The sequence below is a fragment of the Actinoplanes solisilvae genome (genome assembly GCF_003999975.1).
Lineage (GTDB): Bacteria > Actinomycetota > Actinomycetes > Mycobacteriales > Micromonosporaceae > Actinoplanes > Actinoplanes solisilvae.
The window spans coordinates 49,814-73,483 of the sequence record NZ_RJAC01000024.1 but is presented as its reverse complement, the minus strand read 5'-3'; the positions used below and the strand labels follow the sequence as shown (position 1 = coordinate 73,483).

General features: G+C 70.3%; 14 protein-coding genes. 11 read left to right on the top strand and 3 right to left on the bottom strand.

Features of this window, described 5'->3' with window-relative positions; translation table 11 throughout:
* Window positions 1–6: 6 nt before the first annotated feature.
* A complete protein-coding gene (locus EER30_RS38125) occupies window positions 7–1,836 on the top strand; it encodes a carboxylesterase family protein (RefSeq protein WP_127506212.1) in 1,830 nt (609 codons plus the stop codon).
* A 61-nt stretch (window positions 1,837–1,897) separates the two neighbouring features.
* Entirely contained in the window at window positions 1,898–2,890 is a 993-nt protein-coding gene (gene bla / locus EER30_RS38120; protein WP_127506210.1) for a class A beta-lactamase, read from the top strand.
* Between the two features lie 144 nt (window positions 2,891–3,034).
* On the opposite strand, the gene EER30_RS38115 is transcribed toward bla, so the two are convergent.
* Window positions 3,035–8,071, bottom strand: a complete 5,037-nt coding sequence (locus tag EER30_RS38115; RefSeq protein ID WP_127506208.1) for a diguanylate cyclase — start codon at window positions 8,069–8,071, stop codon at window positions 3,035–3,037.
* A 253-nt stretch (window positions 8,072–8,324) separates the two neighbouring features.
* Between EER30_RS38115 and EER30_RS38110 the strand changes: the two genes are divergently transcribed.
* From EER30_RS38110 to EER30_RS38085, 6 genes are all read left to right on the top strand, one after another.
* Window positions 8,325–8,513 carry a hypothetical protein gene (locus EER30_RS38110; protein ID WP_127506207.1) on the top strand — a complete coding sequence of 63 codons (189 nt, stop codon included), beginning with the start codon at window positions 8,325–8,327 and terminating at the stop codon, window positions 8,511–8,513.
* Window positions 8,514–8,789: 276 nt separating this feature from the next.
* Complete coding sequence (locus EER30_RS38105; protein WP_240670559.1) at window positions 8,790–10,046, top strand: glycosyltransferase; 1,257 nt, start codon at window positions 8,790–8,792, stop codon at window positions 10,044–10,046.
* The gene (locus EER30_RS38100; RefSeq protein ID WP_127506205.1) at window positions 10,043–11,557 is read left to right on the top strand and encodes an ArnT family glycosyltransferase; all 1,515 of its coding nucleotides are present in this window, start codon (window positions 10,043–10,045) and stop codon (window positions 11,555–11,557) included. Before EER30_RS38105 ends, EER30_RS38100 begins: the two co-directional genes overlap by 4 nt.
* Window positions 11,554–12,717 carry a glycosyltransferase gene (locus EER30_RS38095; protein ID WP_127506203.1) on the top strand — a complete coding sequence of 388 codons (1,164 nt, stop codon included), beginning with the start codon at window positions 11,554–11,556 and terminating at the stop codon, window positions 12,715–12,717. Before EER30_RS38100 ends, EER30_RS38095 begins: the two co-directional genes overlap by 4 nt.
* The gene (locus tag EER30_RS38090; protein ID WP_205650594.1) at window positions 12,714–14,801 is read left to right on the top strand and encodes a galactose oxidase early set domain-containing protein; all 2,088 of its coding nucleotides are present in this window, start codon (window positions 12,714–12,716) and stop codon (window positions 14,799–14,801) included. The genes EER30_RS38095 and EER30_RS38090 overlap by 4 nt, the downstream gene beginning before the upstream one ends.
* A complete protein-coding gene (locus EER30_RS38085; RefSeq protein ID WP_127506201.1) occupies window positions 14,798–15,334 on the top strand; it encodes a hypothetical protein in 537 nt (178 codons plus the stop codon). Before EER30_RS38090 ends, EER30_RS38085 begins: the two co-directional genes overlap by 4 nt.
* 88 nt (window positions 15,335–15,422) lie before the next feature.
* Here the strand turns inward: EER30_RS38085 and EER30_RS38080 are convergent, their stop codons facing one another.
* Window positions 15,423–16,085, bottom strand: coding sequence for an alpha/beta hydrolase (locus EER30_RS38080; protein WP_127506199.1), 663 nt, complete (start codon window positions 16,083–16,085; stop codon window positions 15,423–15,425).
* Between the two features lie 109 nt (window positions 16,086–16,194).
* On the opposite strand from EER30_RS38080, the gene EER30_RS38075 reads away from it, so the two are divergent.
* Window positions 16,195–16,521, top strand: a complete 327-nt coding sequence (locus EER30_RS38075; protein WP_127506197.1) for a winged helix-turn-helix transcriptional regulator — start codon at window positions 16,195–16,197, stop codon at window positions 16,519–16,521.
* 200 nt (window positions 16,522–16,721) lie between these two features.
* Here EER30_RS38075 and EER30_RS38070 read toward each other — a convergent pair whose 3' ends face one another.
* Window positions 16,722–17,678: a helix-turn-helix transcriptional regulator gene (locus tag EER30_RS38070; protein ID WP_127506195.1), complete on the bottom strand. Its 957-nt coding sequence runs from the start codon at window positions 17,676–17,678 to the stop codon at window positions 16,722–16,724.
* A gap of 100 nt (window positions 17,679–17,778) precedes the next feature.
* Between EER30_RS38070 and EER30_RS38065 the strand changes: the two genes are divergently transcribed.
* Window positions 17,779–18,177: a VOC family protein gene (locus EER30_RS38065; RefSeq protein WP_127506193.1), complete on the top strand. Its 399-nt coding sequence runs from the start codon at window positions 17,779–17,781 to the stop codon at window positions 18,175–18,177.
* 71 nt (window positions 18,178–18,248) lie between these two features.
* Window positions 18,249–23,621, top strand: a complete 5,373-nt coding sequence (locus EER30_RS38060) for an AAA family ATPase (RefSeq protein ID WP_164842630.1) — start codon at window positions 18,249–18,251, stop codon at window positions 23,619–23,621.
* Window positions 23,622–23,670 lie beyond the last annotated feature (49 nt).

Genomic DNA, 23,670 nt, shown 5'->3' with positions numbered 1-23,670 from the left:
GTCCGCATGCGCCACACGAGTGATGATCGACGGCGACGACGGCATTGGCTCGCCCTCGTGCCGACGGCGGTGATCGCGTACGCCCTGACGTGGCTCAACCGGAGCCCGTGGTGGGGATGGGCGCTCGTCACGGCGCTGCTCGTCACGCTCGCCCTCACCACGCGCTGGTGGATGCGGGGACGGGTCGTGTTCCGCGTGGCCACTTGGCTGCTCGCCACGATCCTGGCCGGCGCCATCGCCGTCGTCGCCCATCCGCCGCCGCAGAACCGGGTGGCCGGTGGCGAGGACCGTCGCCCGACCGCGGCGGTGCCGACCCGGGAAGGGCCGGTCACCGGCGTCTACAACGACGACCGTACGGTCGAGGTCTTCGCCGGAATCCCGTACGCCGAGCCACCGGTGGGCGACCTGCGATGGCGCCCTCCACGGCCGGCGGCGCCGCGCAGCCAGGTGCTGGCGGCCGACGAGTTCTCCGACGTCGCCGTCCAGGGGACCTCCACCTTTTTCAGCCGGGCGCTGTCCCGGGTCGTCGAGGTTCCGCTGGAGGGCACCTTCCTCAACCCGTACCCGGTGAATGAGGACAGCCTGTCGCTCAACATCTGGCGGACAGTGGGCGCGACGAATCGCCCCGTGCTCGTCTACATCGCCGGTGGAGGTTTTGCGACCGGCTCGGGCGCCCTGCCGATCTATGACGGTGAGGCCCTCGCGTCCCGGGGGGAGATCATCACCGTCACGTTCAACTACCGTCTTGGCGTGCTCGGCTTCCTCTCCCATCCGCAGCTTGTCGCCGAGTCGGCCGAGGGCGCGTCGGGCAATTACGGGATCATGGATCAGATCGCGGCGCTGCGGTGGGTCCGCGACAACATCGCGGCGTTCGGTGGCGACCCCGACCGGGTGACGGTCGCCGGGGAGTCCGCCGGTGGGCAGGCCGTCTGCATCCTGGGAGCCACTCCGCTGGCGCGGGGCCTGGTGGACGGCATCATCGCGGGCAGCGGCGCGTGCATGGGCACTACCGGGGACGCCGGGAACGACCACCAGAACGACACCCGGGCCGTGGCGGAGGACGCCGGGCAGCGGCTGAGCCGGGAACTGGGCGGCGCGTCGATCGAGGACATGCGGGCCATGCCGGTCGAGCGGATCCGGGAGGCGGCGAAGTCGCTCGACCCGCACTGGCAACCCTCCATCGACGGTCATGTGCTGAGCCGGCCGCCCACGCAGATCTACGCCTCCGGGGATCAGCTCGATGTCCCGATCCTGGTCGGCAGCAATGCCGACGAGTCCTCCCTCGCCCTGGCCGACCCGCCCGACGACGATCCCGCCGCCTACGAGAAGTCGGTACGCGAGAAGTACGGCCCGCAAGCCGCGACGTTCCTGAACCTGTACCCGGGCGGGTCGCCGGAGCGGGTGCTCGAGTCGACGCTGCGCGCCGAGACCGACCGGGTCATGACGCGAGCCATGTACCGGTGGGCCCACCTGCAGACCCGGTCCGGTGAAGCAGCGGCCTACCTCTACTACTTCACACGCGTGCCGCCCGAGGACGGACTCGAGAAGTTCGGCGCCTACCACGGCGCGGAGGTCATGTACGCCTACGACAACCTGGGCAAGGACGGCAGCCCCGACTACGAGCAGGCCGACTACAGACTGCGCGACCACATGAGCGCGTACTGGATCAACTTCGTCCGGAAAGGCGACCCGAACGCGACCGGGCTGCCGCAGTGGCCCACCGTGGAGCGGGCACCCGAACAGGTCATGGAGTTCGGGAACGATACCGTGCTTGCGCCCCGCCCGCGGGCGGCGGCCATCGACTTCTGGATGAGCTACACCGGGCCGATTCCCTGAGGCCGGCTTGACCGGGCGGCCGCAACACGGTTTGAATCGCTGGACGAAAGGCAGACAACACATGATTCGCGCTGCTCGGCGGCCGGTCGTCGCGGTACTCCCGCTGGTCCTCGTCGGCGGACAGCTCACCGGCTGCGGCCCGAAACCGGCTGACCCGCAGTCCACCATCTCCCACACAGCGGTCGCCCCGTCGGCGGTCGCCCCGTCGGCGGTCGCCCCGTCGGCGGTCGCCCCGTCGGCGGTCGCCCCGTCGGCCGTTGCCCCGTCGGCGGACGTCGTGAGCCGCGAGTTCGGTGAGCTCGAACGCCGGTTCGGCGCACGCCTCGGCGTCTACGCGGTCGACACGGGGACGGGTCGTACGGTCTCGCACCGGGGCAACGAGCGGTTCGCGTACGCCTCGACCTTCAAGGCATTGCTGGCCGCGGTCCTGCTTCGCCGGCTGTCCGACGCCGAGCTGCGACGCGTGGTCCACTACACCGAGGCGGACCTGCTCGAGCACGCGCCGATCACGTCGAAGCACGTGGCCACCGGGATGCCGGTCGAGGCCCTCATCGCCGCCGCGGTGCAGTACAGCGACAACACGGCCGCTAATCTGCTGCTCGCCGAGATCGGCGGCCCGAAGGGGCTGCAGCGGGAACTGCGGAAGATCAACGACAACACCACCGTCGTCAGCCGCACCGAGCCGACCCTGAACGGGGCGACCCCGGGGGACAAGCGGGACACGAGCACCCCGCGAGCGCTCGGCGCCGACCTGCGCAAGGTCGTCCTCGGTGACGTCCTGCCCGGTCCGAGGCGGCAGAAACTGGCCGACCTGCTGATCGGCAACACGACCGGCGGCCCCTACATCCGGACCGGCGTTCCGGCCGGGTGGAAGGTCGGCGACAAGACGGGCGCCGGCGGGTACGGCACTCGCAACGACATCGCGGTCGTCTGGCCGCCCACCGGCAGCCCGCTCGTCATCGCCGTCCAGTCGGACCGGGGTATGCCGGATGCTCCCTCGGCCGACAGCCTGATCGCCGAGGCGACCAAGGTCGTCATCGCGGCGCTGCGGTGACCAGCCCCGGCTACATCACCCAGGAGAGGGGTGATGGCTTCGACCACCAAGAGTCGTGGGGCCTCCCGGCCCGAGCCCAGTCCGCCGCCGACCCCAGCTCGCCACGGTCGAGGCACAACCAGATTCGACGTCTTCGCCGGGGCACTACCGTTCAGGGTTTGTGGTGAGCGCCTCGGCTGACGGTGCGCAGCGTACCTGGTTGCGGCCCTCTTCCTTGGCCCGGTAAAGGGCCGTGTCGGCGCGGGCGAGCAGTTCCTCGGCGATCTCGGCCAACGGGCCGCCGGGCGAGGTGGCGACCCCGATGCTGATGCTGACGTGGCCGTCGACGCCGGCCACGTGCGGTAGCCGCAACGCCTCCACCGCGCTGCGGGTCCGTTCGGCCGTCGTAGCGGCTCCGTCGGGGCCGGTCTCGCCGAGGACGAGGACGAACTCCTCCCCGCCGTAACGGCAGGCGAGGTCGGTGGCGCCGCGCACGCTCGCTGCGAGTACGTCGCCGATCTGGCGTAGGCAGTGGTCGCCCGCCTGGTGGCCGTAGTGGTCGTTGTACTTCTTGAAGAAGTCGACGTCGATCATGACGACCGAGAAGGGCTGACCGGTACGCGTGGCCCGCCGCCATTCGGCGTCGATGGCGCGTTCGAACTGCCGTCGATTGGCCAGGCCGGTCAGGGCGTCGGTGGCGCTGAGGATCTCCAGCTGACGGTTCGCGGCGGCGAGTTCGCGGGTCCGTTCGTCGACGCGGTGTTCGAGTGAGGCGTAAAGGAGCGCGTTGTTGAGGGAGACGACGAGTTGTCCGGCGATGAGAACGACGGCATCGAGGCGGTCGGTGGTGAAGACGCCGCTGGTGTGCTTGTTGGACAGGACCAGCATGGCCCGTATCTCGTCGTGGTGCAGCACCGGTACGACCAGCAGGGAACAGCGTTGAGCGCCGGTGAGGTACGGGTCACGGTGGAACCGGTCGTCTCGGGTAGCGTCCTCGACAAGCAGTGGTTCGCGGGTGCGAGCCGCGTAGTGGAACGCGGTCAGCGGCAGTAGGCCACGCTGTCCGGCGGTCTCCACGTCCACCGTCGGCCCGGTGTGCGGACTCGCCGGCAGGTACCAGTCCCCAGCATCGTCGTCGCGGACGGCCAGCACCACATCGGCGGCCCCGGTCAGGGTGGTGAGCTGCTCCACGATGGCGACCTGGAGGCCGTCGAGACTGGTTGCGGAGCTCAGCGCCTGCGACGCGCGCAGGATGCCCATCGTGTCGATCGCGTCCGCACTGATGCTGCTGGTCCGGGGCAGCATCGACCCGTTGCGGCTGTTGGCGATCCGTGCACGGCCCGCAACGCGCAGGAACGGGTACGCGGCGTCGAGCTGCAACACCTTGCCGGTGGCACCCCAGTCCAGGTACGCCTGTCGCGCCTCGGCCAGCAGCCCCCGCCCGGCCCAGTCGAAGCCGTGCGCCAAGTGGAACAACGCCATGTGCTCGGCCAGCAGGGCACGGTGCCACGGACGCTGCACCGCCTCCGCCTCTCGGTTTCCCCGGTCGAACGCGGCCAAGGCCGCCAGTTCGTCACCGGTGGCCCAGGCCCGCTCCGCGTCGACCAGCCCGACGAGGTGCCGGAAGTTGACCGGTGCGTCCTCCGCCCGCGCCGCCAGCCAGTCCCGGCACTCGTCGAGTTCGGCGAGCAGACGCTCCGGATCGGGCCGGGGCTCGCGGCGCAGTTGCTCCGCCAGCGACAAGGCCCGTACCAATGGGATGAGTGCCTGCGCATATCCGATGACCGCCGCGCGCAAGGGCATCACCGCCGCAGTGTGCTTTTCCAGCGCCGCCGCATCGCCGAAGATGGCGGCCGCGACGGACCGGAAAGTGTGATAATTGCCGGCCGCCAACGGGTGCTTGTCGACCTGGGACAGATGCTCGCGTTCGGAGAAGCCCTGGTCGTCGAAAAGGCCGGGAGCGGCCGTACGGCCCAGCAGCGCCCGTGCCAGTTGCCGGTGGGCCACCGTCACCCGGCCGGAATAACGATTACCGGTCCGGGCGTCGAACGCCGCGGCGCTCTCGATCTCACCGACGTACGACTCCAACGACCGGGCACAGTCGAGCTGGCCGGCGAGCACGGTGAAACTGGTCGCACTAGCCATCTGCAGGTCGCCGCCGCGCACCAGACCCTCGTGCGCCTGCCGGGCCTGTTCGACACTGTTTTCCAGTGGCTCCATCCAGGGCATCAGCTGCATCGAATAGCGGTGCCGCAGCAGCGAGGTGAACGGTTCGTAGTTCCGGGCCTCGCTGACCGCCAGGACATGCCGACCGATCCGTCCGCCGGTGCGGTAGTCACCGAGAATCGCCGCCAGTAGCGGGCCGACCGTGGGCAGCGTCGCGGCCAGCATGGCCGAAGGTCCGTGGCGGTCCCACAGCCGTCGGCTCTCCAGCAGGATCCACGCCCCGATCAGCCGCTCGTGAAGCTGAAACGCGGTGGGTAGCAGCCGGCTGAACAGGCAGGTCACCGCGAGCACTCGTTCGTCGGTGGTTTCCGGGCGGACAAGGTCGGCCGTCAGATCGAGGGTGTCGGCCCAGGCCGCCAGCTCTCGACACTGGGCGGGAAGCTGCTGGGCGAATTGCTCACCGGGGACGGGCTGGCCGAGCCGTTCCAGCAGTTCGAGTCCGAACCTCAACGCCTCGTGGTGGCGCATTCGCTGGGCCATGCTGTTGAGCTGCGTGTTCGCCGGAACGGACAGGTGCACCGGGTTCGGATTGCCGCGTTCGATCGCCGCATACACGTCGTCGGCCTCGTCAAGCCGCCCGAGGGCGTACAGGGCGGCGTGCCGGCGGATCCGCAGGCTGATCAGTCGTGGATCGTCGTCGGGGGCGTCGAGCCCGGCAAGGATCTTCGTCGAGGTGGTCAGGAAACGTTCCGCCGTGAGGTGGTTGCCGACACGCCAGGCGTGGTCCGCGGCGGTGGTGAACAGGCCCACCACCGCGCGCAGCTCGGAGGGGTCGTGGACCGCGTCGGCGGCGCCGAGGTACTGCTCGGCAGCCGGCACCGCGGTGTCGGAAGAGCCGGCCAGCCGACGGGCGACGGTGAGCCGCAACAGCGTACGGGCCGGGTCGTCCAGACCGACGGACACGGCCTGCTGCACGCGGTCGTGGCGGAACCTGACCTGGACGCCGTCCACGGCGGCGTCGATCCTCCGGCCGTTCGCCATGACCAGCAGCCCGTCCTCCAGCGACGGCGTCAGCTGCTCGATCACGGCGGTGACGGGACGGCCGACGGCATGGGCCAGCAGCCGCACGTCTGGTTCCCCGCCGAGGCACGCCATCACCTGCATCAGCGTCCGGGAGCTCTCCGGCAGGCGGGCGATGCGCGCCTGCAGGATGCCCACCACGTCGCTCTGCCCGACGTGCTCGCGGATCGCCGCCACGTCCCACTGCCAGTCCCGCTGCACGAGCGCGAGGACGCAGTCCCGGCGCAGCGCGTTGATGAGTTCCAGGGTGTCGTACGGGTTCCCATGCGTCCACCGGTGCAGCGCGCCGGCGAGTTCCGCGGCCCGCCCGGCGGGCAGCCGGAGCATGTCCTCGAGCAGGATGGCGGAGTCGCCGGGTGGGAGGTTCTCGAGGCTCATCGGCTCTGACACCACACCCAGCCGCTGCCAGCGGGCCGCCATCGCCGACAGCGGGTGCGCGGCGTCCACCTCCTGCGCCCGGTAGGCGCCGACCACCAGCAGGCCGGGCAGCCCCGGTTCGGTGAGAAGGGCGTCGAACAGGCCGAGCGAGGTCGGGTCGGCCCACTGCAGGTCGTCGACGACGAGTACCAGCGGTCGCTGTGGGGTGACCACCACCCGCAGCAGCTCCACCAGAGCCCGCCGCAGCCGCGGCTCCGCTTCGGCTGGGTAGTCCTCGAACGCCGGGTGGCCGTCGCTGAGCAGCATGGCGAACTCCGGCAGCGCGGTGGTGATCAGACCCATGTTGGTGGCGAGCACCTCGGCCAGACGGTTACGCAGCGGGGTCAGCACCTCCTTCGGTTCGGCGAGCAGCAGCCGGCCGACACCACGGACCGCTTGCAGCACTGAGCCGAGCGCTGTCTCGTGCTGATACTGATCCGACTTGCCGGTCACGTACCAGCCGCCGGCGGCTGCCGCGGGCCGTCGTAGCTCATTGATCAGCGCGGACTTACCGACCCCGGGGGCACCCGCGACCAGCACCGCGCGGGTGGCGCCGGCGATCGCTCTCTCCAGCGCGGTGTGCAGCACAGCGGTCTCGTCGTGCCGGCCGACCAGACGCGACGGGGCCGCCAACCGCAGCGGGAAGTCCCACTCACCGAGCGGGAAAAGCTCGTCCGGCTGCTGCACCACGCGGGACAGGTCGTGGGCGAGGCCTTCGGCGCTCTGATAGCGGCGTCCCGGCTCCTTTTCCAGCAGTCGGGCGACGATCTGCGACAACATCGGTGGCACGTCCGCCCGCAGCTCGGCCAGGGGAGTGGGAACCTTGAGCAGGATGTCGTGGATCAGGCTCAGTTCGTCGTCCTGCTGGAACGGCGGGCGACCGGCGAGCAGCTCGTACAACGTCGAGCCAAGGGTGTACAGGTCGGCCCGGTGGTCGACCGGCAGCCCGGTCCGGCCCGTCTGCTCCGGAGGCAGGTAAAGCAGGGTGCCGACGATCTCCCGAAGGCTGACGAACCCGGGTCGGTCCTCAGCGAATGTGTTCGCCACGTCGAAGTCGATCAGGACGGGCTGCCGGGCGTCGTTCAACAGGATGTTCGCCGGGTTGATGTCCTTGTGCACGACACCGCGAGCGTGCATCGCCGCGATGGTCCGGGACAGCGCTACCGCAAGGGCGGCCACCGCCGCCGGCTCGAACGGCTCCTCCTCCACCGCCGCCGCGGCCAGCGGCATCCCGCCGTCGTCGGCCAGCACGACGGCGTCCGGATGACTGTACTCGGCCAATCGGGCCACTCCCGGTACGCCGTCCAACCGATCGAGGACCTCCGTCTCGTGACGCCGGCGCGCCACCGAGCCCTCGCCGATCGACTCCTTCCAGATAACTGTGCTGCCGTCCGGCAGCCACAGCCGGCGCACCTGGGACCGGTCGTTCTCGGCCAACACCTGCTGCCGGCAGCCGGAAGGCACGAGTACCCGGCGACGCGAGGTGGCCCTCCGGGCGGTGAGCGATCCAGTGGTGCTGTCCAACTTCGGCGTCGTCATGTTGCCTCACCCGTGAATCCAGCGATGCGCCGCGGTGTCATACCGCGACACGCTGAGTCCTTGTCAGTAGAGCACCGGCGCCTACCCATCGGTGTGATTTGCCGGTTTTGAGGACTCGTTATCGGTCCGGCTGGATCAGGGATGCTGATATGTCGGACTTTATGGTTGCCGTCAGAATGACCTGCTGGGTGAAAAAGTTGCAGCTGCTTTCGGGCTGCGCGACGTCTCCGTACCGCAAGTCGAACCTTGCCAGGTGCGGATCCGCGTCCATGCGGCCGACGTCGACCTCGTCGGCCGCAAGCCGGAGAACCTCAGCCATCTGGAGGCGGCGAGCCGGCACCGCCCGCATCACCGTCAACGGCGCCGTCCTGCGTTTACCGGCGAGGACGGCGAGGGCGCAATGCCACTCGTTCCCTCCGCAGGGCTTCCGGCCCTCGCGTGAATTGCTGGTCCACAGTGGTCCCGTAAGTGCGTCAATCCGTTAACACATTGGACCTATCCAATTAGCTGCACCGTCTTGACCTGGTGTGATACGAGCCGCGCGAGGCCGTTCCGGCAGGATAGGGCCGCACATGCCCGAATCCGTGTTGCGCTTCCATTTCGAACTCGATAAAGGTCGTCGGCGTCCTGTAAAACCCACGACAGTCCCCTTGATGGATACGAGGCAAACCTCGATAGGGTCTTTCCAGAAGCCCGCCGGAGAAAACGGGGAAGCGCCATGACATTGGCTGCCGTCATCATGATTTTCGTTTCCCTGGTGCTCGCGGCCTTCGCCGCGGTGACGCTGTGGTGGACCATGCACGCCTGGCGGACGCCGGAGACCCTGGCCGGCACCCGTTTCGCTCCGCCCGACGGGGAGCAGCACCTGACCTTTTCCCTTCTCCTGCCCGCCCGGCACGAGAAAGCTGTCCTCGAGCACACCGTCGAGCGGCTGTTGCGGTCGACCCACGAGGGCTTCGAGATCATCATCATCGTCGGGCACGACGACCCGGACACCGCTGCGGTCGCACATAAAACAGCGGCCACCGCGCCCGGACGCATCCTGGTCGTCACCGATCACAACGAGCACAAGAACAAGCCCCGGGCCCTCAATACCGCGCTCCCTTACGTACGCGGTGATGTGGTCGGGGTTTTCGACGCCGAGGATCAGGTGCATCCGCTGCTGCTGGAGCACGTCGACCACGCCTTCCGGGCCACCGGCGCCGACGTCGTGCAGGGCGGCGTGCAGCTGATCAACTTCCATTCCAGCTGGTACAGCCTGCAGAACTGCCTGGAGTACTTTTTCTGGTTCCGCAGCCGGCTGCACCTGCACGCCAAGAAGGGCTTCATCCCGCTCGGCGGTAACACCGTCTTCGTGCGCTCCGACGTGCTGCGCCGGGCGAACGGCTGGGACGGCACCTGCCTGGCCGAGGACTGCGACCTGGGCGTGCGACTGTCCAGCCGGGGCGCGAAGGTCGTCGTGGCCTACGACGCGACGATCGTCACCCGTGAGGAGACGCCGCATTCGGTGGCCGCCCTGATCAGGCAGCGTACGCGGTGGCATCAGGGCTTTTTGCAGGTGTTGCGCAAGGGGGAGTGGCGGCGGCTGCCGACGTGGCGGTCGCGGATGCTCGCCCGTTACACGCTCACCAGCCCGTTCCTGCAGGCGTTCTCCGGCGTCGTCATCCCGGTCGGGGTGGCGGTCGCGATCTGGGCGCAGCTCCCGGTCTTCGTCGCGCTGATCACCTTCCTGCCGGTGCTGCCGATGGCCGCCACGCTGATGTTCCAGATCGTCGGCCTGCACGACTTCGGCCGTCAGTACGACCTGCGCGTCCGGTGGCACCATTACGCCAAGCTGGTGCTCGGAACCTTCCCGTACGCCCTGGTCCTGTCCACGGCGGCGCTGCGCGCGGTGTGGCGCGAACACACCGGCCGGCGCAACTGGGAGCTCACCGCCCACGTCGGAGCGCACCTGCCCGCGGAGGCGGCGGCATGACGGTGTTGGAGCTCGAACGAACCGCGCCGGCCGAGGTCAAAACCCGGAGCCACACCGATCTGTACGTCTCCGTCGGCCTCACGACCGTCGTTCTCGCTCTGCTGGCCTGGAACATCACCGGCTTCCCGACGGCCAGCGACGACGAGGGCACCTACCTCGCCCAGGCCTGGGCGGTGCAGCACGGCAAGGGCCTGGCCCACTACACCTACTGGTACGACCATCCGCCGCTGGCCTGGATCCAGCTCGCCGCCGGTTCCTGGCTGCCCGGCCTGATCGCGCCCAGCCTGCTCGCGGTGGCCGCCGGCCGCATCGCCATGCTGCCGTTGCAGGCGGCCGGGCTGCTGCTGGTCTACGTCGTCGGCCGCCGGATCGGCCTGCCGCGCTGGGCGGCCGGGCTGGGCCTGCTCACGTACGGTCTGTCGCCGCTGTTCCTCACGATGGGCCGGCAGATCTACCTGGACAGCTTCGCCGTCGTCTGGACCCTCGCCGCCCTGGCCCTCGCGCTCACCCCGCGTAAACACCTGTGGCACTTCGCCGCCGCGGGGGCGGCCGCCGCGGCCGCCGTGCTGTCCAAGGAAACGATCCTGGTCATCCTGCCCGCCGTGCTGGTCGCGCTCTGGCAGAACACGGCTCGCAGCAGTACCCGCCCGTGGGCGATCGGCGCCTTCGCCAGCGGTCTGGTGCTGGTCGGTGGTTTCTATCCGCTGTACGCGCTGCTGCGCGGCGAACTCTTCCCCGGCGCTGGGCACGTGTCGCTGATCGGCGCCATCCAGTTCCAGCTCGGTTCGCGTTCGGGCTCCGGCAGCATCTTCACCGACGGCTCCGGCGCGCACGAGCTGCTGCAGTCGTGGCTCTACTACGACAGCGTCCTGCTCGTCGCGGGCGCGGCCGCCACGGTCGCCGGCCTGACCTCGCGACGGCTCAGGCCGGTCGCCGTGGCCGGCGCGATCCTCATCGTGGTGGCACTGCGCCCAGGCGGCTACCTGCCGGCCATGTACGTCGTGCAGGTCCTGCCGTTCTTCGCGCTGTCCATCGCCGGCGTGATCGCCTGGACGGTCACGAACCTGCGGGGCCATTGCCGTACGGCCGCCGTCGTCTTGGCCGTCATCCTCGCCGCCACCGTCGTCGCCCCGCGCTGGTACGTCGGCGACCGGCGCGCCCTCACCGCCAACGACAACGCCGCGTACGTCCAAGCCGCCCAGTACCTGCGGGCCCAACCGCCGTCCACGATCGTCGTCGACGACGTCCTCTGGCTCGACTGCGTCAACGCCGGCTACCCCGAGGACCGCGTCCTCTGGTTCTACAAGCTCGACCTCGACACCGAGGTCGCGGCCCGGCTCCGCGGCGGCTGGCGCGACGTCGATTACATCGTCTCCAGCCCGGCCGTACGCCAGGACCCGGGCACCCTCCCGACCGTGACCGCCCTGCTGCGCAACTCCACCGTGATCGCGTCGTTCGGCCCGGCCGACGGCGTCATCGAGATCCGCCAGGTCGACAAGGAGCCATCATGACCATCACCGCTGGTCCCGGCCCGGTCCGGGCCACGCTGCGAGGCACGCTGGGTGAGCTGCGGGTCGGCCTCGCCGTTCAGCAGACCATTGTGGTGCCCACCTACAACGAACGCGACAACGTCGTCACCCTGCTCGACCGGCTCGCCGCCGCGTTCCCGGCCGGCGACACCGAGATCGTCTTCGTCGACGACAGCACTGACGACACTCCGGCGGTGATCCGGGCGACCCCCTGCCCCCTCCCGGTACGGGTGATCCACCGCGAGCAGGCGGTCGGTGGGCTCGGCGGTGCGGTCGTCGAAGGGCTGCGGGCCGCCCGCGGCGAATGGATCGTCGTGATGGACGCCGACCTGCAACACCCGCCCGAGGTGGTGCCCTCGCTGATCGCGACGGGGCGGCGCGACGGGGCGGACCTGGTCGTCGGCAGCCGCTACTCGGGCGGCGGCAGCAGCCGGGACGGGCTGGACGGCGGCTACCGTCGGCTGATCTCGGGCGGCTCGACGGTGGTCACGAAGGTGCTCTTCCGGAACGCGCTGTTTCAGGTCAGCGACCCGATGAGCGGGCTCTTCGCGATCCGTACGAGTTCGCTGGAGACCGAGGAACTGCAGCCGCTCGGCTACAAGATCCTGCTCGAGCTCGTCGTCCGCAACCGGCCCGGCCGGATCGTCGAGGTGCCGTACGCGTTCCAGCCCCGGCATGCCGGCGAGTCCAAATCGAGCCTGACCGAGGGCGTACGTTTCCTCAAGCACCTCGGAATCCTGCGGTTCGGCGCCAAGCGCGCGCGGATGCTGGTCTTCGCCCTCATCGGCGTCTCCGGCCTGCTGCCCAACCAAGCCGTGCTGTGGTTCCTGCACGACGGAATCGGCGTGCACTACCTGCCGGCGGCAGTGCTGGCCAACCTGGTGGCAGTCGGCTGGAACTTCGCGCTGACCGACGCCCTGCTCTATCGCAACCGCCGCCAGCATCGCCGCTTCGCCTCGCGGATCAGCCGGTTCTTCCTGCTCGGCAACGCCGACCTGCTGCTGCGGGTGCCACTGCTCGCGCTGCTCGTCTCCGGCCTGCACGTCGGGGTGCTGATCGCCAACCTGGCCACCCTGCTGATCTCGTTCGTGGTCCGCTTCCTGGTCCTGGACGGGATCATCTATCGGGCACGGCGCTCGTGACGCCCCGGCCCTGGCTGTCCCGCCGCAACCGCCGCGACCTCGGCCTCTCGCTGGTCCTGGCGCTGCTGATCGTGCTGGCGTTGCCCTCACCCCCGGCCGCCGCGGGCGCCAACCTGATCGTCAACGGTGGTCTTGAAGCCGTCGGCGCGGACGGTTTCCCGGTCTGCTGGGAGAAATCCGGGTGGGGCGACACCCCGTACACCTTCGGGGTCACCACCCAGGCGCACACCGGCACCAAGGCCATGCAGATCACGCTGAGCGCGACCGGCCCCGGCGACCGCAAGGCGATGATGCTCGAGAACCCGTCCTGCGCCCCGAATGTCACACCCGGCCACCAGTACGACCTCGGCGCCTGGTACACCACGACCACACCCAACACGGTGCTGACCGTGTTCCGGCGCGACGTCGCCCAGGGCTGGGTCTACTGGACCGACCTGGCCACGCTCCCGGTCACGACGACCTATCAACAGCGGACCGTACGCACCCCGCCTGTGCCGCCGGGCACCGACCAGATCGTCTGGGGCATCACGATCTACGGCGCCGGCACGCTGCGCACCGACGACTACACGATGGAGGACGTCACCCAGCCCGCGCCCGGCACGTCGTGCAGCGCGGGACCGGCCTGCACCGAGGGCGCCTGGCAGGTCATGCCGTTCAACACGCCGGTCCGGGCCATCCACGCGGTCGTGCTGCACAACGGCGACGTGCTGCTCGTGGCCGGCTCGGGCAACAACCTGGACGACTTCGCCGCCGGCACCTTCAAGACCGCCGTCTACCGGCCCTCCACCGGCACCTTCACGAATGTGCCGACGCCGGCCGACCTGTTCTGCGCCGGGCACGTGCAACTGGCCGACGGACGGGTGCTGGTGATGGGCGGCAACAAGGACTACCCGGCCGCCGACGGCTCGCACGGCTACAAGGGGCTGCGCGATTCCTTCATCTTCGACCCGGCCACCAACAGCTACACCCGCGTCAACGACATGAGCGCCGGATCGTGGTATCCCTCGGCGACCGTCCTGGGCAACGGCGACGTGATCTCGCTGGGCGGGCTCAACGAGGACTCGTCGGGCATGGTGGCCACGCAATACTTCTCGGCCGCCCAGCAGCGGTGGCTGGGACTCGGCGAGGCCAACCAGACGTGGAGCTTCTGGGGCCTCTACCCGTCGATGATCCTTATGCAGGACGGGCGGCTCTTCTACACCGGCAGCCACGTCTTCGGCAACGGGCTGCCCGGCACCGGCGCCTCCATCTACAACTACGGCGCGAACACCATCACCCCGGTCAGCGGCCTGCAGAACAAGGACCAGCGCGACCAGTCGATGAGCGTGCTCCTGCCACCGGCCCAGGACCAGCGGGTGCTGACCCTCGGCGGCGGCAACATCGACAGCAACCCCGACGCCAACCGGCTGACCGACCTCATCGACCTCAAACAGGCCAACCCCACCTACACGGCCGGGCCGCTGCTGCCCACGGGCACCCTCACCGGCGGCGTTCCCCAGACGGCGGCCCAGGGCAAGATGTACGTGTCGGCGGTGCTGCTGCCCGACGGCAAAGTATTCGAGACCGGCGGCGGCCTGCACAACCGCGCCGACCCGGTCTACGAGGCGTCGATGTTCGACCCGGCGACCAACACCTTCACGGCCGGGCTGGCCACCGACCCGGTGCCGCGCGGCTACCACTCGTCGGCCTTCCTGCTGCCCGACGGCCGGGTGATGGCGGTCGGCAACAACCCCGGCGACGGCAGTTTCGACATGCGGGTGTCGGTGTATTCGCCGCCCTACCTGTTCAAGGGCGGCCGCCCGCAGATCCTGACACTGCCCGACAACACCTGGGACTACGGCACCGCGAACACCATCACGGTCGACGGCCCGATCCTCAAGGCCGAACTGATCCGGCCGGCCGCGGTGACCCACTCCAGCGACCCGAACCAGCGCTTCGTCGACCTGCCGATGACCGTCACCGGCACCACGATCAGCCTCAACCTGACCAGCAACCCCAACCTGGCCCCGCCCGGCTGGTACATGCTGTTCGTGGTCGGCGCCAACGGCGTCCCGTCGGTGGCGAAGTGGGTGAAGGTCGGATGACCGCCCGCCGTGTGTCCATCGCCGTGGTCGGGGCGCTGGTGGCGGCGCTCGTCGCGGCCGTGCTGCTGCGCCCCGGCCGGGCCGTGCCGGCGGCCACCTCGGGCGCCTCCGCGCCACCGCGACCGGTCGCGACCTCCGGTGCCCCGGCGCCGCCGAGCACCTCCGCCGCGACGCCGGCGACGCCGCCGGTCGCGCCGCCGGTGGACACCGCCCGCCCGCCGGCCTCGGTGGCCGCCACTGCCGAGGCCGGCGGGTCACCCGCGCCGTTCGTCCAGCCGTTCGCCGCCCAACCCGGCGTCAAACCCCTGCCGGCACGCCCGTCACCGACCGCGAAACTCTCGATCCCTCCGAACGTCGACGGTTGCGACCGCGCCTACGGCACCCGCACCCAGTGCGTGCCGACGACCTTCCCGGCCTCGGCGAAGGACAAGTGCGCCTGGCTGCTTGCCAACGGCTTCACCGGCCTGACCGTCCGCGCCCCCGACCGCCACCGCCTCGACCTCGACGGCAACGGCATCGCTTGTGACTCCTGAGAGTGAGGTCATGCCGGTTCCCGGCCCGGAGCGGGGTGGATGCCGCACAAGGGCGGCGCGACTCTGCACGTCCCGGTGACGAGTGTTGTCACGGCACCTTGAGGAGCAGCTCGGAGAGTTCGACCGGCATGGTGATCATGCAGTCGTGGCCGGTCGGCAGCTCCCAGACCGGTTCTGAAGGCGGCACCGGGCGGCGCGGCGGGGCGCCGACGGTGCAGTGGATGTGGGTGCGCGGGATCGCCCGCGCGACCGGGTCGTCGAAGGCGACCGGCTGCTGCAGGCAGCGAACCGGGTGGTCGCGGAGGATCGTGTCGAGCCAGGCGAGGTCGGCCGGATCGGTGACCCCGAACGAGCGGGACATCGGCGGGATGCGCCTCGGGTCGTCGCTCCGGGAAGCCTGGTCGATCAGGTGCTGAGTGACCGGCATGACGTCGAGGGCGCTCTCGCCTTGCCGGGGAACCATGGCGTCGAGGAAGACGAGGTGCGAGATCTTCTCCGGCATGCGGTTCGCCGCTCCCGTGATGACCATTCCGGCGTAGCTGTGTCCGACCAGGACGACGGCGTCCTCGTCGCCGAGCAGGCCGACGATGTCGTCGACGTGGGTATCGAGCCCGACCTCGGCGCCCACCTCACCGTATCCGGTCAGGGTCGGTGCGAGGACGCGATGGCCGGCCGTGGTCAGCAGCGGGGCGACGCGGTCCCACGCCGCCGCGGTGTGCCAAGCTCCATGGACGAGAACGTAGGTCGACATGCCTGTCCTTCGTGGTGACGGTTTCTCTGTCTGGACTGCCATGATCGGACCGGCGACACGTATCGGGCAATAAGGCACATTCGGGTGCCCCGGTTCTCTGGAGGTAACCATGCGCAGCGGTTGTCGCCCGCTGATCGAGGACAAGTGGTCACTGCTCGTGATCTCCATGCTGGGCGCCGGCCCTCGACGGTTCAGCGAGCTCAAACGTGGTCTGGACGGCGTGAGTCAACGAATGCTGACCGTCACCCTGCGCAATCTCGAGCGGGACGGCATGCTCGTGCGGACGGTGCTCGAGGTGATGCCTCCCCACGTCGAATACCGGCTCACCGAGATGGGCGCCTCCCTGCTCGGCGCGGTCCAGCCGATGATCGCCTGGGGGCACGAGAACGTGGACCGGGTGGAGGCCGCCCGCGCCGCCTACGACGTCCGCGCCTAGATCGCCCTGCCGGTACTGAGCAGTAGGCGGCGGGCACGCGCTCGGATGCCGGTCATATCGGTGACGCTGGGCCCGTGCGGAGCACGATCGCATTGGTCTGAAGACGACGGCCGACAGACCAAAGTCTGTTGGGGACGGCGGCGGAAGCGATTCGGTCGCGGGTCTGCTCGGCTGAGCACGACCCGCTCACCGGATGACCGCTACGGCAGTTGTCGGCCCGAGGCCGCGAGCCGGTCGGCGAGCGCGATGACGCGGTCGCGCAGCTCGTCCGGGCGTTCGACGACGAACGGCAGGTCGAGCGCGGCGAGCACCGCGGGCAGCCAGTCCAGGCTCTCCGCCCGGATGTCCACACGCTGCCAGTCGTCGTCCGCATCGGGTCGCATCTCGGCGACGCTGGCCGGTAGCCGCCGGCGGATCTGCTCGAGCGTCCCCTGGATCCGCAGCGTCACCTCGTGCCGGTAGGGGGCCCGGGCCATCGCGGTGAGCAGGCGTTCCGCCGGCACGAAATCGGCGGGCGGTTCGAACGAGCCGGGCAGCGTCCTCGCGTCCGCCATGCGGTCGAGCCGGAAGGTCCGTTCCTCGCCGACCCCCGGATCGGTGCCCGTGACGTACCAGCGGCCCGCGTGGTTGACCAGCCCGTACGGATGCAGCGTGCGGGCATCGCCCGACGTGTAGTGGATCGAGATCGGCCGGTGGTGGCGAACCGCGTCGGCGACGGTGAGCAGGACACCTGTGCGCGGTGGGGGGAGGTCGGCGGGCTCGCCGGTGAAGGCCAGGGATTCGAGTACGGAATCCAGCCGGTCCGCGATCCGTGACGGCAGGACGCGACGGATCTTCGCGGTGGCCGTCTCGCTTGCCGTGCCCGTTGCCGTGGCCAGCCCGGTGCGCCGGCCGGCTACCAGGCCGAGGAGCACGGCCAGGGCTTCGTCGTCGCTCAGCATGAGCGGCGGCAGGCGATAGCCGGGGGCCAGCCGGTATCCGCCGTAGCGGCCGCGCACCGACTCGACCGGGACGTCGAGGTCGATCAGATGATCGACGTAGCGCCGCACGGTGCGTGGGTCGACGCCGAGCCGGTCGGCGAGCTCGGCCATCGTACGGGTGCCACCGGACTGCAGGAGTTCGAGCAGCGTGAGCACCTGGGCCGTCGGTCGCGCCATGCGACGAACTCTACCGGCAATACTGGACCGATTCTGTCCAGTATTACTCCTAGCCTCGGTCGCGACGGTCCACCCGGACCCGCTGAGCAGGGAGAGAACCATGGACTTCGTCTCGATCCGCGTCATCACCGGTGACATCAACCGCCTCGTCGGCTTCTACGAGAAGGTCACGGGGGTGCGGGCAGTGTGGGGCAATGAGGACTTCGCCGAGCTGCGGACCGCCCACGGCACCCTGGCGATCGGCAGCACCCGTACGGTCCCGCTGTTCGCACCCGGTTCGGCCCGGGCCGCCGACAACCACACCGCGATCATCGAATTCCTGGTCGACGACGTCGACGCGCTCTACGACGACCTGCGGAGCGTGGTAGCGGATTTCGTGAAGGTTCCCACCACGATGCCGTGGGGCAACCGGGCCATGCTGTTCCGCGACCCCGACGGCAACATGGTCAACTTCTTCACCCCGGTGACCCCTGAGGCGATCGCCAGGTTCAACTGCTGAATGCCGGTCGCTTTCGTGGCTCCATGGGCGTAAGGATGAGGAGGATCTTCGGCCAGGGGTGGGGGTGCGGGATGGCGGATGGCCTGGTTCCGTCCGTGCGGTTCGCGGTCGTGCACGAAAGTAACCACACGCGGGTCGTCCGGCTGTTCCGTGCGGGTCGCACGCTGGTCGCGAAGGAACCGCTGGGCCCGGAGGCCGAGTCCCGCCTGCGGCATGAGACCGCCATCCTGGAGCGACTGCGCGGTGCGGCGGGAGTGGCTCAGCTGGGGGACGAACCACCGCACGAGGGCTCCATCATGCTGGCCGACGCCGGCGTCGGCACCCTGGCGGATCTGCCGAAACCGGTGCCCGCGCGCGATCTGGCCGGGTTCGCGCTCGGCCTGGCCCGCGCCATAGCCGAGTTGCACCGCCGCGAGGTGATCCACCGTGACTTGACCCCGGCCAACGTCGTGGTCGACGCGGACGGCACGCTCACCCTCGTGGATTTCGCCCTCGCCACGTCGATCGCCGAGATTCGCCCGGCCTTCACGCACCATACCGAGATTCCAGGGACACTGGCATACCTCGCGCCGGAACAGACCGGACGGACCGGCCGGGCGGTGGACCAGCGGGCCGACCTGTACGCGTTGGGTGCGGTCCTCTACGAGCTCGGCACCGGCGAGCCGCCGTTCGGCACCAGTGACCCCTTCCGCCTGGTGCATGACCATCTAACCCGGCTGCCGGTTCCGCCGAGGGCCGTCAATCCCGACATACCGGAGACGTTGTCGAAGATCATCCTTCATTTGCTGGAGAAGGAGCCCGACAACCGCTACCAGTCGGCCGACGGCGTGGTCCACGATCTTGAGCAGCAGCGCGACACCCCCGAGCCCGGCGAGTTCCTGGTCGGAGAGCACGACTTTCCCGTACGGCTGCTGCCGCCGTCCCGGTTGGTGGGCCGGGAAAAGCAGGTGGCCGCCTTGACGGAGGCCTTCTCACTCGCGCTGTCCGGGCGATGCGCGGGGGTGATGATCAGTGGCCCGTCCGGGGTGGGCAAGACGGCGCTGGCCGACGAGCTGCGCCCGGTGGTCACCGCCGCGGGCGGCTGGTTCGTCTCGGGCAAGTTCGACGAGTACCGCCGCGACCAGGAATTCAACGCGGTGCAACAGGCTTTCACGTCGTTCGGCCGCCTGCTGCTGGCCGAACCCGAGGACGAGGTGGCCGCGATCCGCGTACGGATGCTGCGGGCGCTCGGCGCGAACGCTGGCCTGCTCGCCACGGTGGTGCCGGAGTTCGCGACACTGCTGGGGCCGGGCGAGCTCGGCGACCCGTTGACGGCGGGGGTCCGGGCACAACTCGTGGCGGCCGGAGCCCTACGCGCGGTGGCCTCCCGCAGGCGCCCGCTCGTGGTTTTCATCGACGACCTGCAGTGGGGCGGAGGCGTGCCGCTCGGTTTCGTGGACATGGTGCTCAGCAACGAGGGAACCGAGGGACTGCTGCTGGTCACGGCGTACCGGGAAGGGCAGGTGGATCCGTCGCACCCCCTGGCCGCCATGCTGTCCCGGTGGAGCGAGGCCGCCGTGCCGCACCTGAGTCTGGCCGATCTCACCGGGCATGACTTCCTCACCCTGCTGGGCGAGACGCTGCACGTGCCCGCCGACGCGGTGACGGAGCTGGGCGCGGTGCTGGAGCCGCACTGCCGGGGCAACCCGTACGAGACCGTGGAACTGCTCAACGCCCTCCGACGTGGCGGAGTGCTGAGCGCCGGGCCGGACGGCTGGCGGTGGAAGACGGAGGCCGTACGGGAGCATCTGGCCGGGGCGGAGGCCGGCGGGTTGTCGGCCACCAGGATCGCGGCCATGCCCGTGCGGTCCCGGCAGGCGGTGGAGGCGATGGCCTGCCTCGGCGGGCGCGCCCAGCTGAGCGTGCTCGAGATCGCGACCGCCGAACCCCACCTGGGCGATGTCCTGGCGCCGGCCCTGCGGGAAGGCATTCTGGTGACGGAGGCCGGGGCCGCGGCGGCGGTGCGGTTCCGGCACGACCGCATCCGGGAGGACGTGCTGAGCGGGCTCGGGCCGGATCGCCGGGCTGAACTGCACCTGGCCATGGCGCGGCGGCTCGCGGTGGTGCCCGGCCTCTTCGCGGTCGCGGCCGAGCAGTACCTCCCGGTGGCCGGTGCGGTCACCGAGCCCGCCGAGCGCCGGGCCGCGGCCACGCTGCTGCGGCGGGCCGCCGACGAGGTGACCCAGATCGGGGAATTCTCGCTGGTGCACGCTTTGCTGGCGGCCGCGCTCACCCTGGCCGATCAGGCCGGCACCGAGGCGCTCATCGAGTTGCACACCCTGGATCACGCCGCGCTCTACAGCCTGGGGCGGCTGGAGGAGGCGGACGAGGACTACCGCGTGCTGGAGGGACTGGCCACGTCCATCTTGGACCGCTCCACCGCGACGGCGCTTCAGGTGAAGGGCCTGACCCACCGGAATCGTTTTCCCGAGGCCATCGCTCTGGTGGTCAGATCGCTGCGCGAGTGCGGCATCGACGTCCCGGACGCCGAGCACATGCCGTCGGCGGTCGACCGGCAGTTCACCCGGATGTATCAGTGGCTGGACCGCGCCGATCACGTCGACGCGACCCGCCCCGACCTCACCGACCCGGCCTTGCTGACGGCGGGCAGCCTGCTCAGTGCGATGCTTTCCCCGGTGTACTTCGTCGGCGACCAGGCCATGTTCTCGTGGGTGGGCCTGGAGGCGCTGCGGATCTGGACCGAACACGGACCGGGCCACACCCTGGTCGGGTCGGCCGCCAACGCCGCCTTCCACGCCATCACCCAGCGAGGTGACTACGCTGCGGCGTACCGCGTGGCCCGGCGGATTCTCGCCCTGGCCGAGACCCGGCCCTTCGAGCCCGAAACCTCGCATGCTCGCTTGGTCGTGTCGTTCCTGGAGTCCTGGTTCGAGCCGGTGGAGAAGAGCGTCCAGGAAAGCCTGCGTGCCCGCGAGGGGCTGGTCGCGGGCGGCGACCTGACGAACGCGGGCTACACCTACCACCAGACGGTGGTGGGGCTGCTGGACTGCGGGCCGGTCCTGGACACCTGCATGGCGCAGGTGACCGCGGCCCAGGCTTTCGCGCGGCGCACCGGCACCGAGCCGACGTCGCAGTGGCTGGCGAGCTATCAATGGCTGGCCGACGTGCTCCGCCGGGAGGGCTCGGCCGCGTCCCCCGCGGTGATCCCCGTGGACCAGTACGCGGGCAACCCGCTCGTGGTGATCCACGTCCACCTGTGCCGGGCGATCGCCGCGGCCATCTTCGGCGACCCGGCCGAGGTGGCGCGGCAGGGGGCGGCGGCGGTGCGGCTGCTGCCGGTCATCACCGGCTTCTCGATGAGCGCCCTGGCCTATCCGCTGTACGGCCTGGCCGGGCAGGCCCGGTCCGCGCAGGGCGCCGATCGCGCCGTCCTGCTGACCGAACTCGACGGCGTGCTGCGGTGGCTGGGCGCCCGTGCCGCCGACGCGCCCGACAACTTCCTGCACCTGTTGCGGCTCGTGGAGGCCGAGCAGGCGTGGACGGTGGGCGACTTCCGTGCTGCGGCTTTCGCGTTCGACTCCGCCCGCAGGGAGGTCGAAAGGCGGCAGCGCCCGTGGCACAAGGCGCTGATCACCGAGCGCGCCGGCCGCTTCTCGCTCGCCCACGGCCTGGAACACACCGGCTATGAGCTCCTCGCCCAGGCCCATGGGCAATACCTCGCCTGGGGCGCGGTGGCTAAATCCGAGCAGATGGAATGGGCCTACCCGGGGCTGAACCCGTCCGCCGATGGCGAAGGCGACCGTCCGCCGTGGGTGCCGATGACCACAGGCGCCACCGACCTCCTCGGCATCATGTCGGCCGCGCGAGCCCTGAGCTCGGAAACCAGCTTCGAACAACTGCATGCCCGCGTGGCGGAGGTGCTGAGCGCGATGGCCGGCGCCACCGGCGTGGACCTGGTGCTGTGGGACGAGGCCCAGCGGGACTGGGTGCTCTCCGGACCGGCGGGCAGTCCCGACGCACCGATGTCGGTCCTGCGCTACCTGCGGCGGACCCAGGAACCGCTGGCGGTGAGCGACGCCACCAGCGACGACCGGTTCGCCCGCGACCCGTACTTCGACGGCGTCACCTGCTGTTCGCTGCTGGCCGTGCCGGTCTTCGGACGAGGCGCGCTGCGTGCGGTGCTCCTGCTGGAGAACCGCCTCATTCGCGGCGCCTTCACCACCGAACGGCTGGAGGCTGTCGGCCTCATCGCCGGGCAGCTCGCGGTCTCCCTCGACAACGCCCAGCTGTACGCCGAATACCGGCGCATCGCCGACGAGCAAGCGGCTCTGCGGCGGGTGGCGACCCGGGTCGCCCGGGCCGAGCCGCCGGAGTCGGTGTTCGCCGCGGTGGCCGCGGAGGCCGGGCAGCTGCTCGCGGTCGATTTCGCGGCCCTGTTCCGGTACGACGACGAGGCCGAGATGATCGAGATCGTCGGCCGCTGGGGTGCGTCGCCGATGCCTTTGGGCGCCCGGTTGCCGCTCGGCGGAGTGAACGTCAGCACCCTTGTCCACCGTACGCATCAGCCGGCGCGAACGTACCGGGCCGACGCCACCGGCGCGATCGGCCAGGTCGCCGTACGCGATTGGGGCTTGCAGGCGGCGGTGGGCGTGCCGGTCAGGGCCGAGAGCCGCCTGTGGGGCATTCTGCTGGCCGGGTCCACCAGCGACGAGGTGCCGCCCCCGGACAGCGAGGACCGGCTCACCGCGTTCGCCGAGCTGGTGTCGACCGCCATCGCGAACGCCGAGGCGCGAGGCGAGGTGGCCGCCTCCCGAGCGCGGATCGTCGCCGCCGCCGACCAGGCGCGCCAGCGCATCGAGCGAGACCTGCACGACGGCGCCCAGCAGCGGCTGGTCCTGCTGGCACTGCGGTTACGCGACGTGCAGGCGACGGTTCCGCGCGAGCTGGACGAGTTGCGGGCTCAGCTCGGGAACGCGGTGACCGCGGCCACCGATGCCCTGGAGGAGGTGCACGAGATCGCCCGCGGTATCCACCCCGCCGTCCTGTCCAGCGGTGGCCTGCGCCCCGCGCTTCGAGGGCTCGCCCGGCGCTCGCTGCTCCCGGTCGAACTGGACCTGCTCGTCGACCAACGGTTCCCGGAGCACGTCGAGGTCAGCGCCTACTACCTCGTCGCCGAAGCACTGACCAACGCGGTCAAGCACGCGCGCGCCTCGGTCGTCAGCATCCGCGCCGAGCTGGTGGACCGGCTGCTGCGTGTCACGGTGACCGACGACGGCATCGGGGGCGCCACGCTGGCCGGTGGCACCGGCCTGGGCGGGCTCAAGGACCGGGTCGAGGCGCTCGGCGGGAGCCTGCGGCTCGACAGCCCGGAAGGCGGCGGGACAAGCCTGACCGCGGAGCTTCCGATCGCCACCGCCGATGCCAGTTCCGCCCGGCGGGGATGATCTACCCCCCCTGCTACCTTCAATGCGCGGGGTTCGGCCGGCTGGAACG